We start from the raw sequence: 14,622 nt of genomic DNA on the forward strand, positions 1-14,622 counted from the left end.
CAAAACACTGTAACTCATAACCAAAACACTGTAACTCATAACCAAAACACTGTAACTCATAACCAAAACACTGTAAGTCATAACCAAAACACTGTAAGTCATAACCAAAACACTGTAAGGGCGAATGCCAAAGGGCGAATGCCATTCGCCCCTACTGTGATATTATACCGTTTTACTTAACGTCCCTACCTATTCCCTAAAACCAACTAATTGAATGATGATTAACCGCTTAATATCCTCAACCATACTTTTAATAACAACCGTTTGCTTTCATAACATTGCCCATGCTGGCACTATCCGTCACGATCGCCCTGACGAGGAATATACCTCCTTAGCTAACCTATTTCCCAGTGTCGGTCATCTGGACACAAAATTCTCCTCTGGTGAATATACCTGCTCTGCCACTCTAATAGATCCAAGTTACATTCTTACGGCAGCACACTGTCTCGATCATAACAACCAAACGTTACTCAATGCTAACTTCTGGGCATACGGTATTTCCTACTCGGTGACAAATACTACTGCTCATCGCGGTTGGTTTTCTAGCGATCGAGACTTTACTGCTGGTTACGATATTGCTGTATTGCGTCTGGAAACTCCAGTTTTACACTTGCCGTTGGCTCCCTTATTTACAGGTTTTGATGAATCAGAACAAACAGGAACTTATGTTGGTTTCGGTGCTACAGGTAACGGTTTCACAGGTTCTTTACCCAATACAATAGGTACGAAAAGAGCAGGTCAAAATATTGTTGAGCTTGGTCGTAGTTTGGGGTTGTCAGAGAGCTTATTGTTATCAGATTTTGACCATCCCTTAACATCAGATTCTAGCAAACCAGAAACTATCCCTCTAGACTTAGAATATACGATCGCTCCTGGAGATAGTGGAGGGGGATTATTTATTAATGGTTATGTGGCTGGAGTTAGTTCCTTTGGTTGGGGGCGAAACGACGGATTAAATGATTCTAGCTATTACGATGTTGTTGGTTCCACCCGTGTTTCATCACATATTGATTGGATTTATGGTGCTATGTGGGCAATGGAAACATTGGAAACTAGCGATATTTTAAGCGGAATTAATTTTACCACAACTGGGAACGAATTTCCACAGAATCTCACAGAAGAAGATAACTATTTTGATAAAGAGAATGGGGTTTCAGCGATCGCTGATTGGGGTTTTGAAAATTATCAGGGTTATATGAATCAAGACTTGAAAGAAAAGTCTGTTAAAGTTCCCGAACCAAATATAAATTACGGAATTTTGGCATTTGGTATTTTATCTATATTGGCAAAATGGGTTCATTAATTGATAATTGATAATTACCTCTCCCTTTTAGGGAGAGGATTGACACTCTAAGGAACAGATTGATTTTTTTCCCTTGAAAGGGGAGGCTTCAAGGCGTGAATTATCTAATTATTTAATTGTTTAATTATTAATTATTTCGGTAAGATCGGAGCCAAAAGCAAAATGTACCCGATACACCAGAGGAGAAATTTCAAACCATAGAACCATTGGTGCGAGCCTGTTTTACGGAAGTCAAAAGTCAAAAATCAAAAGTCAAAACTAAGATTTTATAGCCTCACAACTTTGAAGCTACAGAGATTTCAGGCAATTATATTATGTCCGGTTGAATAGTTATAAATAAGAAGGGAGAAGTCAGGAGTCAGGAGGGAAGAGGGAAGAGGGAAAAAGAAAGTATAAAAAGGAGAAAGTTTTTTGATCACGCTCTTATCCGGACATGATATTAGTTCTCCTCCCTTGTATAGTAGTCGCCATTACTATCAGGATATTCTCGCACCTCTCAAGTTTAGTCCGTGCTGAGAATTTAACTTCTGACTTCATCTATATTTTTTGTAACAGGAATTTCAATGATAAATTCACTATATTCTTCTAGTTTGCTTTCTACTTCAATACTGCCATGATGTTGTCCAACAATAATTTCATAACTGAGAGATAAACCCAAACCTATTCCTTCTCCAGGTGGTTTAGTAGTTTGAAACGGATCGAAAATTTTATCTCTGATTTTTGAGTTTATTCCTATTCCATTGTCATAGATCCGAATTTCTACTTTTTCTCCTAAGTTGCAGGTTTGTACAGATACAGTGGGAGTAAAATCCTGATTGGTAGATTCCTGTTGTTCTAACTTAGTTTTGAGAGCGTAATAGGAATTATCAAACATATTAATAAAAGCCTGAATCATATCTGAATATGACACTAAAACTTTACCTATTGAATTATCGTAATTAGTATTAATTTTGATAGGAAATTTATCTTTTTCCCAGAGACTCTGACCAGCAAATTGCAATGATTGCGTTAAAATATTATTCAAATTACTAGATTGTAACTGACTACTATCCAGTCGTGCGTGTTTGACCATCATTCTAATAATCCGTTCAGCTCTTTTACTATGTTGATAAATTCCATCTGTATTATGTTTCAGCTCATTGATTATTTCTGTAAAATCATCAAACTTTTCAGCTTCAATTTTATTGATTTCTAAAGTTAAATCTTCCAGAAATTCATCTAGTAACTCTGACGAAAGTTGAGCAAAATTCTGAACAAAATTGAGGGGATTACAAAGTTCATGAGCAATACCTGAAGTTAAAGTACCTAAGTAGGCAAGTTTTTCTTTAGCAATAATCTCCTTTTGGGCTACTTGTAACTCTTGTAATATTTTTTTAAGCTTTGCTTCTGCTATTATTCTTTGTTGAATTTCTTCTTGAAGTAGTATATTTTTTTTCTTTAATTTTTTGGTTAATTGTCGCAGTTGTATATGCACTTTTACTCTTGCTAAAACCTCGTCTATTTTGATTGGTTTAGTAACGTAATCTACCGCTCCCACTTCAAACCCCGTAATCTTATCTTCTGTATCTGATAAAGCAGTCATAAAAATTACAGGAATATCTTTAGTTTCTGGATCGGCTTTTAAGCGCTTACAGGTTTCAAAACCATCAATTCCCGGCATTAAAACATCGAGTAAAATAATATCTGGACTATTTTCTCTTGCTTGTTTTAAACAATTATTACCATTAAGAGATACTAAAATATTAAAATTATAACTCTCTAAAACACTAACTGCTAATTTCATATTGATTGGATTATCATCCACAATTAAAATAGTGTTGTTTACTGTTTCAGTTGTACTATCATTCTCAACTATACTCATTTGACTTTAGACCTAATTCTAATTTTCCAATATTTTGACATTTAGAAATAAGCGGTCAGCAATTAGCACTAAATAGGATTATTTTTTTTACCTGGGAGAAAGGAATTGAAACCTCAATCTGCTAAAAGCCGATCACTGAAAGCTAATAGCTAATTAATTAATTGTTGGTAAAAATTCACTGACAACTTGAACAAATTCTCTTGTTGACTCATAAGGTAAAACATTGCGTCCTGAAATTTGATTACCTTTTGCTTGAGGCAAATATTTTAAATAAGTTTTCATTCTTTGTTCTGGAGTTTCAGTTTTGTTTGTTTTACTAATAGTTGATGCTTGACTTCCTACTAATACTAAAGTAGGTTGATAAATTTGAGCGATCGCCTGACTAAAATCCTGTCTCCAAAAGCCTGCTAAAAAAGAAAAAACAGCATACTGACTTTGGGAATTTTTTGCCCCTTTTTCCAAAGTTTCTAACCATTCTTCATCAACTTGATTAGGATCGGCAAATAATTGTTTCTTCGAGAAAGAATCTAAAAATTTTCTACTCCGTGCATAGCGATAAAAAGCTTTACCAATTGGTGAGTAAAAAAGATTCCATCTCAATTTATTTTGCACAGGTGAACTAGCTTTTTGCATTAACTCAAGTTGGGGAGGTCCTGATAAAATTAAACCAGAAATTAAATTTGATTTTTGTTGTAGTTTTACTAGAGATACAGCCACAGGAAATAAAGCACCTTGCACAATTAAAATTACTGGTCTTTGCACAATTTTCTCTAAAAAATATTGTAATTGTTCAGCCCAATCTACAGGGTAATATGCCACAGATGGCATATCACTTTCACCACACCCTAATAAATCTGGATTATAAATAGGATTTGGGAAATTTTCCTCCTGCCATAGAGAACAAAATCGATGCCAGAAAAATTTAGATAAACCGACACCAATTGGGTGTATTAGTAATAAAGGTATGCTAGTAGTATCACTCGGTTTTTGCGGATATAATTCATAAGCACAAGGATATCCTTTCCAAGTATAAAATTCTGTCATTGGTTAAATAAAATAAATATGTATTACATATAGCAATCACGAATCAGATGTGAGAATTGAAGTCTTCGTTAAAGGTATAGAATATAGCAGTTATCTTATGATAATAGATACATTTTTTCCTTCTTCTCTGTTCCCTCAAAATATCCAATATCTCACAACTCAAACCATATGGCTATATATTCATAGATCAATAATATCATATAGCACTACATACAGCGAATTCTAAGCATAATTAAGTACAAATATTAAGACCCTACCCTTAAGGCGGGTTCATTAATTGATAATTGATAATTGATAATTGATAATTACCTCTCCCTAAAAGGGAGAGGATTGACACTTAACAGGAAAAGATTTATTTCTCTTGGTCGATTGGATATGGCGAGGAAACCCGCTCTTGCAGAGCAGCTCCGCTAACGCCATTCCATCCTAACGGAATGCTCCGCAAACGACCGCTTTTTTCCCCTTGAAAGGGGAGGCTTCAAGGCGTGAATGATCTAATTATTTAATTGTTTAATTATTAATTATTTCGGTAAACCTTTGTAGCATAGACATCTTGCCTCTAAGATAGCAATTAGTTGTGATTTGTGAGAATTTGTAATATTTGATTGTAGGGATTTGGTCTCCAAACCCCTACAGTTTTTTTCTGACATCTCATTCCTGATTGCTATAGCTGTACCATTGTATTTTGGTTAGGACAATAAATTTGGAATGATTTTAATTTGATTAATTTCTTAACACTTTTTTATAGTGCTATACTTATTCATATCCTAATACTGAAAACTGAATGCTGATAGCTGACAGCTAGTTAAATTATCAACTAAAATTTTACTTTTATACCTTATAGGAGTTTCCTGATATGTCTGACTTTTCCTCCCTAGACCTAGATCGACCCATTGAAAAATCCTCTTTAACAGACACCCTCCGTCAACCAATATGGATAGCACTCTTTACCTCTGTGATTATCCATGCCATTTTAGGAATTAACTTACCAAAACTATCTCTATTCTCTGAGAAAGCCAAATTACCACCAACAGTAGGATTAGTTGAATTAACACAAGAACAACTTGAACGTCTTCCCCAACCAGAAGAACCAGAAATTACATTCTCTACAATACCAGAACCACCCAACTTTTCTCCTATTACACCACCAACTCCAGGTGAAGTACCATTTTTGTCCCAATCTCCATCTTCAGAATTGCCAACAATACCAGTAGACCCCTCAGACTACAATTTACCAAAATTACCACCCCTCGATTCTACCACTTCATCCTCTTCTACCCCCTCTTTTTCTGGTCCTTCTGTTTCTAGGTTGCCCAGAAATCCTTATCCAAGAGAATTTTCCTATCCATCCATACCAGGGCGATCGTCATTACCAACAACACCAATATATCCACCCCCACTACCTAATACAAATCGTCCACCTGTAGACATATTTCAAATTGAACCACCACAAGAGCCAAACCAAAGTCAAATAGATGAATATCAAATTAGGAAGAATTTGAATTTGACAGATAAAGTCTATGAATCAGGTTTATCTCGTCGTCCAACTCTAGAGATAGATCCTACAGATGAAACTTCTGTAGCTGAAAACTCTAGAGAATCATACTCAGCAAATTTAAAATTGCCTCCACAACGTTACCAAGATAAAGTTGAAAATAAAACTGCTATTGCTCCAACAGAAAATAACACCAATACTCAACCACAAAAAACACCTTTACCTCCAGACCCCACAAAAAAAAATCGATTGCCAGAAGCACCAATAGTTAGGCAATTACGGGAAGGAAAAACTATTCAAGATGTAGCAAATGAAGCCAAACAACAACAAAAGATAGTTATTGCTACGCCCTCACCAACCGAAACAAAAAAATCTCAACCGGAAACACCATCTGTTGCTCCTACACCTACAGCATCTTTAACACCAGAAAAACCAAAAGAATTTAAAGGTTCATTATTAGAAAAATTGCAACAACCACAAAAACAAAAGGTTACTGAAACTACCCCTACTCCAAAACCATCTCAAAAACCTGAAGAAAATTTAGCTGCTGCTACTTTGGAAGAAACAAAACCACCAACACCAGAGGTCAAAGTAACACCTTCTGTTGTTCCTACTCCCCAACCTTCCCCATCACTACAACCGCTACCAGAATTTAAGGGTTCACTGTTGCAAAAGCTACAACAACAAAAGCAGACAAATACTGTAGTTACTGAAGAGTCGCAGTCAAGAGAAATAGCTTTAGGTGCTGTTGATGCTTATATGCAGTGGGCAATAGAATTAGAGGTAGGTGAAGAAAGTTTGACTCAACCCAAAGCTATTTCTGATGTTTATCCAGAAGCTGCTTGTGAGCAAAAGTTGGAAGGTAAAGCTACCGTGGGAGTATTAGTTAGTCCAGATGGTACTATTACTAAAGGACCCAAGTTGTTACTAGAAACTGGTTATCCAATGTTAGATGAAGTTGCTTTAGATGCAGTAAGTAAGCAATCTTTTGATAGTAGTGATGACTCTAAACTGTATCAGTATGAGTTTGATTTCGATAGTTCTAATTGTAGTAAGGAGTAGGAAGTAGTGTGGGCAGCATATTTTTGTTTGGTTTCCTGCGTTAACCCAACCTACTAGCTAGTAGGGATAGCTTGGGAAAGCAAAACCTCCAACACAAAGGGAGTAAAGCAAGGGAGATTCAGAATTCTAAATTCTAAATTCTAAATTCTAAATTCTAAATTCTAACTAACACGCACCTGATTTATTAAACACTACCCAAATAGTTTTCCAAATTAACTTTAGATCGTATGCAATAGACCATTTTTGCTGATACTCAATATCCATACGCACTATGTCTTCAAAATCTTTCACACGAGAACGACCATTTACCTGCCATTCTCCAGTAATACCAGGTTTTACATCTAGTCTGCGCCAATGATGAGCTTCATAACGTTCGACTTCATCAACAGTAGGAGGACGAGTTCCTACTAAACTCATTTCTCCCTTGAGAACATTCCAGAATTGAGGTAGTTCGTCTAAGCTACTCTTACGGAGGAAATGACCTATAGGAGTTATTCTAGGGTCGTTCTCATTTTTAAATATGTTACCCTTCGCCTCATTTTTAACTAGGTGCTTTAGTTTTTCTGCATTAACCACCATTGAACGAAACTTCCTGATCTGGAAAGTTTTGCCTTTGAAACCACAACGCACTTGAGTGAAAAATAGGGGACCGGGAGTATTAATTTGCATTAAGATCCAAACAGGAATTGCAACTACTCCTGCGATCCCTAACCCAACTAAAGCTCCTAAAATGTCAATTAAGCGCTTGGTTTTGCTAGTTACAGATGGATGAACTACTTGTTTAGATAGGTTAACTGAGTATTTTTCTTCTAGAACTGCTAGAGAGTTAATATTTGAAAATACTGATAAGTCAGATGTATTTGTCATTGTTTACACCCTGGTATAATATTTGACTGATGATTAAAGGCTTTAATATGATGAGGTGACAACTAGACTTATAGTTAAGAAAGGGAATGGGTTACACGCGGAAACGGAAAAAAAATTGCGACTATAGCGCTAGGCGCAAGTCAAAAGTTAAAAGTAATCTCTGAGTGAGTTTTTGGTGCTTCCATACTCCGCAAACGCGATTTAAGAATGTCCGCATCCTAAATGCCTAGTGGTATAAGAATCTTTTACTAAATAAGGATTTTTACTGATTTTAAGGTTAAATATTGAGGATTATTTACCCAAGTTTAACTTTACTCTCTGCGTATTTTCCTCATCATCTAAGACCGCTTCACCTAACCCCTGTCTACTTTTTTAGCTTATTGTCACTTTGTGAGTGATTTTATACATATTTTAAAAGAGGTGCATTGAAGGTGGTAGAGTAAAATACTCAGCTTTACCAAATCTTCACAAATTTCAGCCGTTTTTTAAAGTTTCTGTGTTATTTTGTTTATTTATGATCTAATTTCACTTAATCCTCAAAAATATCGTGTATAATTAAGAGTTTTTCCTATTGTGATATTTTTCGGTATTTGTAGATTGGATTAAAAATTTAGTAGTTAATTTTACAAAAACATCTGGGGTGGTGCATAGTAATGAATTAAAAATTTAGTAGTTAATTTTACAAAAAAATAGTCTCGGTAAGAAGGCACAAAAAAATCTGGGGTGGTGCATAGTAATGGTAGAGAAAGTGTGGGTAGTGTGTGGAGTGTGGGAAGAAATTGACGTAGCAGTCAGCAGTCAGCGGTCAGCAGTCAGCTATCAGCTTTTCACTGTGTATAATGGGTGTTTGAATCCCCCATAAAAGGCGCACCACTAATTTTTCAAGCTCTTGTGAGGGACTTAAACCCTCGGATTTTAGCGCTCCTGCTAAATGCTGTTTGCGCAGCATTCCGTAAGGAAAAGCTAATAGCTAGTTAAAATATATATCTTTTCTTTACCATTACTTAACAGGACAAGTAAATCTGGTAGTCCTCCATCGTCATAATTATGGATTTACCAATTGTGAAAAAATTGGGACAATATCAGGACTTACGCAGAGGTACTACATATAGAGTTAAAAAATTATAACTATTGTTGAATGCTATACACATGGTCTTTGCCTAAGTCCTAAATATGTGAAGATCGAGGTTACATCATTACGACTCCATGAAGATTTTACTACAGATTTGAAGGCGAGAAAAAACTAAGAGCCATCTAGAGCTAGAAATACCAAGATTATCAGCAAACTGGCCACTCTAAAAATCATAAATTAATCAATTGCATCTGAGTAATTAATAGCGAACATTTTCTTGTTTCTCCAAGAGGTAGAAATTATGAATTTTCCTTTAATTATCTTGAGATGTACCTTGTTGATAATTTTTCTAGTCCAAACTTGGCTAATACATCCTTTGCCCAGTTTTGCTCTAACGGTACAACAAGTATCAAACCCCCGACAAGACTATCATGGTTGGGTGACAGATATGGCGGAAATTCTCAGTCCAAGTACAGAAACTCAACTTAACCAAATGATTTCCGACTTAGAAGCCAAAAATGGAGCAGAAATTGCTGTTGTGACTGTGCCAGAAACTCAACCCACACCAACTCCCAAAGAATTGGCGACTAAGTTGTTTCATTATTGGGGAATTGGTAAAAAGGGTCAAGATAATGGTGTGCTGTTTTTAGTTTCTATAGGCGATCGCCGTGTGGAAATAGAAACTGGTAAGGGAATACAGGAAACTTTACCAAATGCCACGGTTTCTAATATTATCGACAGTAAAATTATCCCTGAATTTAAGTCAGGAAACTTTGAAAGTGGTGTAGTTGCAGGTACAAAAGAATTAGTAACATCCCTGAAAACAGAGAAATATCAGTTAGGTAAAGCTTCTACCGCAGGTATTGTTAGTTGTATCTTCATAGTTATAGGTATCTTCATGGGTATCTTAGTGATATGGATATTTTGGAGGATATTCAAAATTCTGCCAAAAACCCAGATGAGTCCGAAAACCACCTATATTAGTCGCAGTAGCAATTATAGAACTACTGGCAATAGATCGACTAATACCAGTCGTAGCTCTTACAGTGGTTATAATAGAAGTAGCTCTTACAGTAACAGTAGAAATAGTAGCAGTAGCTATGGAAACTATGACTATCATAGTTTTGGTGGTGGTAGTAGCTATGGAAGCTATGATAGTGATAGTTTTGGTGGTGGTAGTAGCTATGGTGATGGTGGTGGTGATAGTTGTGGTGATGGTGGTGGCGATGGTGGTGGTGAGTAATAACTATACTTTTAGTATGGTAAAATCATAGTCATTGGCTTTTGAGACTGAAAATTAGAGAAAGATAGCAAAGTACATTAATACTTCAATTATCGCTGATCAGGAAGAGGGAAAAATAATAATTCCTCTTCCTTTTTTCTAACCAAAAAATATCGAATTAACAGCACTTTATTAATCTTAAAATTCAGTCTTGTTAAAGTTGATGTTTGGGTTAGTAGCAAGGCATGAATACAGAAACAGGATAAATTTATTTTATAGCACTACCCATTCAGGTTAGGGCAGTTATAAATCATGGAACCCTTTAACAGTCTACTGTTCCCTGTTCCCTATTCCCTATTCCCTAGCGCGTAGCGCTATACCGAAATATTCTGGTTTCAAGCCTCCCCTTTTAAGGGGATAATAAATAAAAATTTTCCTGTTCGTCAATCCTATCCGTTTTCAAGGAGAGGTAATTCGCGCATTCTAAATTATTAGAAATGAAGCGATCGCCTAAAAGTAGTTTAGAAGTGCTGTATCTAGATTAGATGATAAACTTCACATTACACAAGGAGAAAAGGGAACTGTGTTAGTCTGTGAACCAAATTAATAATTAATAATTGCCTCTTCTCAAAAAGAAAAGGATTAGATAAAAAGATTTTTTTATAAATCGTATTATATATTCTTTTTGTATGATAAGATTAGAAACTAATTTTATTTATTGTTTAAACTAAGGTATCTATGTTGTATCACTTAGACTTTCGAGTAGAATATCCTGCTACTATGAGCCAACAAGAATTATTTGTTATTTGGAGCGAAGAAGCAGATGCTGCAATGGGTGCTAAGGAAGCAGGAATTATAATAAACCTCTGGAAGTGTGTCGGAACTCGTAGAGTAATAGCTATTGTTGATGTCGAATCTCCCGATCAACTTGACCAAATAATTATGGACTTACCAATTATGAAAAAAATGGGACAATATGTGAATATTGAGGTTACATCATTACGACCTTATGAAGATTTTGCAACAGATTTGAAGGCGAGAAAAAACTAAGAGATTGTAAGATTATAGCCTAATTTGCCACTCTAAAAATCATAAATTAATCAATTGCATCTGAGTAATTAATAGCGAACATTTTCTTGTTTCTCCAAGAGGTAGAAATTATGAATTTTCCTTTAATTATCTTGAGATGTACCTTGTTGATAATTTTTCTAGTCCAAACTTGGCTAATACATCCTTTGCCCAGTTTTGCTCTAACGGTACAACAAGTATCAAACCCCCGACAAGACTATCATGGTTGGGTGACAGATATGGCGGAAATTCTCAGTCCAAGTACAGAAACTCAACTTAACCAAATGATTTCCGACTTAGAAGCCAAAAATGGAGCAGAAATTGCTGTTGTGACTGTGCCAGAAACTCAACCCACACCAACTCCCAAAGAATTGGCGACTAAGTTGTTTCATTATTGGGGAATTGGTAAAAAGGGTCAAGATAATGGTGTGCTGTTTTTAGTTTCTATAGGCGATCGCCGTGTGGAAATAGAAACTGGTAAGGGAATACAGGAAACTTTACCAAATGCCACGGTTTCTAATATTATCGACAGTAAAATTATCCCTGAATTTAAGTCAGGAAACTTTGAAAGTGGTGTAGTTGCAGGTACAAAAGAATTAGTAACATCCCTGAAAACAGAGACATATCAGTTAGGTACAGTTTCTGATGGAGTTATCCTTACTTGTATTCTCATAGTTATGGGTATTATGGGTATCTCCAAAATTTTGAACAAAACGAGTAGGAAAACCACCTATCGTAGTCGCAGCACATCTGGAAGTGAGAAACCTACCATCTCTATTACCAAAAATGCTGACAATACTTCTACTAAAACTAGCAGCAATAATACTGGAAGTGAGAAACCTGCCATCTCTATTACTAAAAATGCTGACAATAGTTTGACTAAAACTAGCAAGAGTTCTTACAAAAGTAGTAGCAGTAGCTCTAGAAGCAATAAAGGTAAGAGTTTAAGTAGTGGCAGTAGCGATCGTAGAACTACTCGTAGTAGATCGACTAACAGTAGTAGTAGCTCTTACAGTGATGATAGCAGCAGTAGCTCTTACAGTCACAGTAGCAGTAGTAGCTCTGGAAGCTGTGATAGTGGAAGTTTTGGTGGTGGTAGCAGTGATGGTGGTGGTGATGGTGGTGGCTGGTAATAACTATACTTTTAGTATGGCAAAATAATAGTCATTCGTTTTTGAGATTGAAAATTAGAGAAAGATAGCAAAGTACATTAATACTTTAATTCAATATATATATTGGGAAGAGAGAAAAAAATAATAATTCCTCTTCCCTTTTCTTTATGCTTTACCAATCATAATAAAGTTTTTCAGCATCAAACATAATTTCTTCATTGGGCAATCTAATCTTAGGCTTTTGTCGCGGATAAAGACTTTCTACTGCTGTTGTATCTTGTTCGATAATAGTAGCTGCTGCCTGTAAAAATGATTTTTGGAAGAGAATCTTTAATAGGGGATTTTTGAATTTTCCATATAACAAAATAAAAGTCTTAGTTATATTTTTAGTTTCTGGAGAAACAACATGAGTTTGAGCCATACTACCAACTGGTGAATCAGCAAATAACACTACATTTGAAGGAAAACAATATTCTAAAGTATTGTTCATAACTCTAGGAATTATCTTTAACGCCGGGTGTTTTATAATTTCTCCAAGAGTATTTTCAGCTCTTGTTATCTGTTGTTCTACTTTGGCATAATATCCATCAGTTTGGTATGACTGAACATCACATGAAGTAATTTGAAATAAATCCTTATGAGTACCATTTTGATGATTATAATCGTAGTTCACAAGCATACTTCTTAAAAAATCTGCCTGAATACTCTTTTCTCCAGTTACTCCCAGAAATTCATATTCCTCAGTTACTCTGTGAATTAATTCAGGAATTGGTAGTCTTGGTTCATAGCCACCGTAAGTCCAAATACAATCATCTTTAACTATTAATTCTAAAGTTTTAGTAACTGGTTGAGTATCTAATTTACCCTCTTTATATAATTTTCCTTCTCTATCAAATTCTAGAGCATGAAAGGGGCAAGTTATTGTATTTCGTTGTTGACAAACCAAACCTTCAGATAGGGGATCTTGTAAATGAGGGCAGATATTATCTAAAGCAAAAACTTCACCTTTTTTGTTTTGCCAAATAACGTAATCTTTTCCATTTAAAGTGATTTTTTGTGGTTGATTAAAACTCAACATTGATTTATGAGCAATCAACCAAGGTGTGCCTGGTAAAATTGGTTCCATTTCTTCCTAATAAAATCAGATTTTTTTAAAAAATTTGCCCTACACTTATCTGTAGGCTTATCTTGTTTCTCAACTTTAATAGTCAATTTAAAAAAGATATTTACAGTAAAATTGAAATCCTTTACAACAAATAGTTTTGATTTGAGCTGATAGCTGATAGCTTAAAGCTATATATTACTATTCAAATAATAATTCCTTAGCTGCTTCATAAAACCGACATAAAACTTTATATAGCGACATTTTAATGTTTACTTCCTGCTTCTACCGGAACTGTCGGCAGCACTCCGTCCACAGGCATTGACGGTCAAGCCGACCGCATTTCTTAAATTAATACTTGCATTCAGATCCCGGTCTATAGATATCCCACAATCAGGGCAGTCATAAGTCCGATTATTTAACGGCATATCTTGAACATGACCACAGTAGGAGCAAGTTTTTGAAGATGGAAAAAACCTATCAACTACTACTAATTTAGAACCATACCATCGTGTTTTATATTCAAGCTGTCTCCGAAATTCATAAAAGCCTTGGTCGGCTATAGACTTAGCTAGCTTGTGGTTAGCTAACATACCGCTAACATTCAAATCTTCGCTTGAGCAACAACGCTGTGGTTTTTAGCTAGATATGTTGTCAATTTATGAAGTGCATCTTTGCGGATGTTAGCCACTCGTCTATGGAGCCTAGCTATCTTCAGTTGTGCTGCCCTCCAATTAGCAGAGCCGACCCTTTTATGACGATTTAGGTATTGCAGCCGAGACAACTTAGCTTCAAATCTCTGATATGATTTTACGCTTTCAAATACTTTTCCATCACTTAAAGTAGCTAGCGTTTTCACTCCCAAATCTACACCTATCACATCATTTGTTTTGGGTGTGGTTATGGCGTGAAATTCATAGCTAAAACTAAGATACCAATCACCAGCTTGTCTACTAATAGTGATTTTTTGAGCTGTTGCCTCAATGGGTTCATAAGTTTTGACCATACCAATAAAAGGTAACTTGTGATTCCATCCATTTAATACTATGGGTTTTCCACAATTATCAATAGTGAAGGAATCAGACTTACCTTTCTTCTTAAACCGTGGCCGTTTACCCAATCCTTGAAAGAATCTTTTAAATGCTTCACCTAAGTTAATAAAAGCATATTGATAAACTTTAGATGACAACTTTTTCATCCAAGGATAAAGAGGTTTTGTCTGATTGGTAAAAACCTCTCTAAGCTTACGGGCATTTGGCTTATAACCATCAATATAAGCAGCATTCCACAGACTTAAACCCCAGTTATAACACCAGCGTGAATAGCCAGCGTGTTGAGCTATCAGAGTTTTCTGTTTATTATTAAGTTTCAGCTTTGTTCTAATGGATTTCATTTATGAGTGAGTGCAGTCTGT

General features: G+C 35.6%; 9 protein-coding genes and 1 pseudogene. 5 read left to right on the forward strand and 5 right to left on the reverse strand.

Features of this window, described 5'->3' with window-relative positions; all coding sequences use genetic code 11:
* Nucleotides 1-214: 214 nt before the first annotated feature.
* Complete coding sequence (locus ACP6PK_RS26140; protein WP_426563980.1) at nucleotides 215-1,303, forward strand: trypsin-like serine protease; 1,089 nt, start codon at nucleotides 215-217, stop codon at nucleotides 1,301-1,303.
* A 520-nt stretch (nucleotides 1,304-1,823) separates the two neighbouring features.
* Here ACP6PK_RS26140 and ACP6PK_RS26145 read toward each other — a convergent pair.
* Nucleotides 1,824-3,164, reverse strand: a complete 1,341-nt coding sequence (locus tag ACP6PK_RS26145) for a hybrid sensor histidine kinase/response regulator (RefSeq protein WP_426563982.1) — start codon at nucleotides 3,162-3,164, stop codon at nucleotides 1,824-1,826.
* Between the two features lie 153 nt (nucleotides 3,165-3,317).
* Complete coding sequence (locus ACP6PK_RS26150; RefSeq protein ID WP_426563984.1) at nucleotides 3,318-4,208, reverse strand: alpha/beta fold hydrolase; 891 nt, start codon at nucleotides 4,206-4,208, stop codon at nucleotides 3,318-3,320.
* A gap of 856 nt (nucleotides 4,209-5,064) precedes the next feature.
* Between ACP6PK_RS26150 and ACP6PK_RS26155 the strand changes: the two genes are divergently transcribed.
* The gene (locus ACP6PK_RS26155; protein ID WP_426563986.1) at nucleotides 5,065-6,765 is read left to right on the forward strand and encodes an energy transducer TonB; all 1,701 of its coding nucleotides are present in this window, start codon (nucleotides 5,065-5,067) and stop codon (nucleotides 6,763-6,765) included.
* A 165-nt stretch (nucleotides 6,766-6,930) separates the two neighbouring features.
* Here the strand turns inward: ACP6PK_RS26155 and ACP6PK_RS26160 are convergent, their stop codons facing one another.
* Nucleotides 6,931-7,632 (reverse strand): sugar transferase, encoded by a 702-nt coding sequence (locus ACP6PK_RS26160; RefSeq protein WP_094672044.1) that lies wholly within the window; start codon nucleotides 7,630-7,632, stop codon nucleotides 6,931-6,933.
* A gap of 1,373 nt (nucleotides 7,633-9,005) precedes the next feature.
* Between ACP6PK_RS26160 and ACP6PK_RS26165 the strand changes: the two genes are divergently transcribed.
* The 3 genes from ACP6PK_RS26165 (at nucleotide 9,006) to ACP6PK_RS26175 (ending at nucleotide 12,127) form a co-directional block, all read left to right on the forward strand.
* Nucleotides 9,006-9,947: a TPM domain-containing protein gene (locus ACP6PK_RS26165; RefSeq protein WP_426563988.1), complete on the forward strand. Its 942-nt coding sequence runs from the start codon at nucleotides 9,006-9,008 to the stop codon at nucleotides 9,945-9,947.
* Nucleotides 9,948-10,664: 717 nt separating this feature from the next.
* On the forward strand, nucleotides 10,665-10,976 hold the full coding sequence (locus tag ACP6PK_RS26170) for a muconolactone Delta-isomerase (protein WP_426563990.1): 312 nt from the start codon (nucleotides 10,665-10,667) through the stop codon (nucleotides 10,974-10,976).
* Between the two features lie 110 nt (nucleotides 10,977-11,086).
* On the forward strand, nucleotides 11,087-12,127 hold the full coding sequence (locus ACP6PK_RS26175; RefSeq protein WP_426563992.1) for a TPM domain-containing protein: 1,041 nt from the start codon (nucleotides 11,087-11,089) through the stop codon (nucleotides 12,125-12,127).
* A 151-nt stretch (nucleotides 12,128-12,278) separates the two neighbouring features.
* Here ACP6PK_RS26175 and ACP6PK_RS26180 read toward each other — a convergent pair whose 3' ends face one another.
* The gene (locus ACP6PK_RS26180; protein ID WP_426563994.1) at nucleotides 12,279-13,232 is read right to left on the reverse strand and encodes a Rieske 2Fe-2S domain-containing protein; all 954 of its coding nucleotides are present in this window, start codon (nucleotides 13,230-13,232) and stop codon (nucleotides 12,279-12,281) included.
* 248 nt (nucleotides 13,233-13,480) lie between these two features.
* Nucleotides 13,481-14,601 (reverse strand): annotated as a pseudogene (locus ACP6PK_RS26185) (RNA-guided endonuclease InsQ/TnpB family protein).
* Nucleotides 14,602-14,622 lie beyond the last annotated feature (21 nt).

The sequence above is a fragment of the Dapis hubbardiae BLCC-M172 genome (assembly GCF_050016015.1).
In the GTDB taxonomy this organism is placed as follows: Bacteria; Cyanobacteriota; Cyanobacteriia; order Cyanobacteriales; family Microcoleaceae; genus Trichodesmium.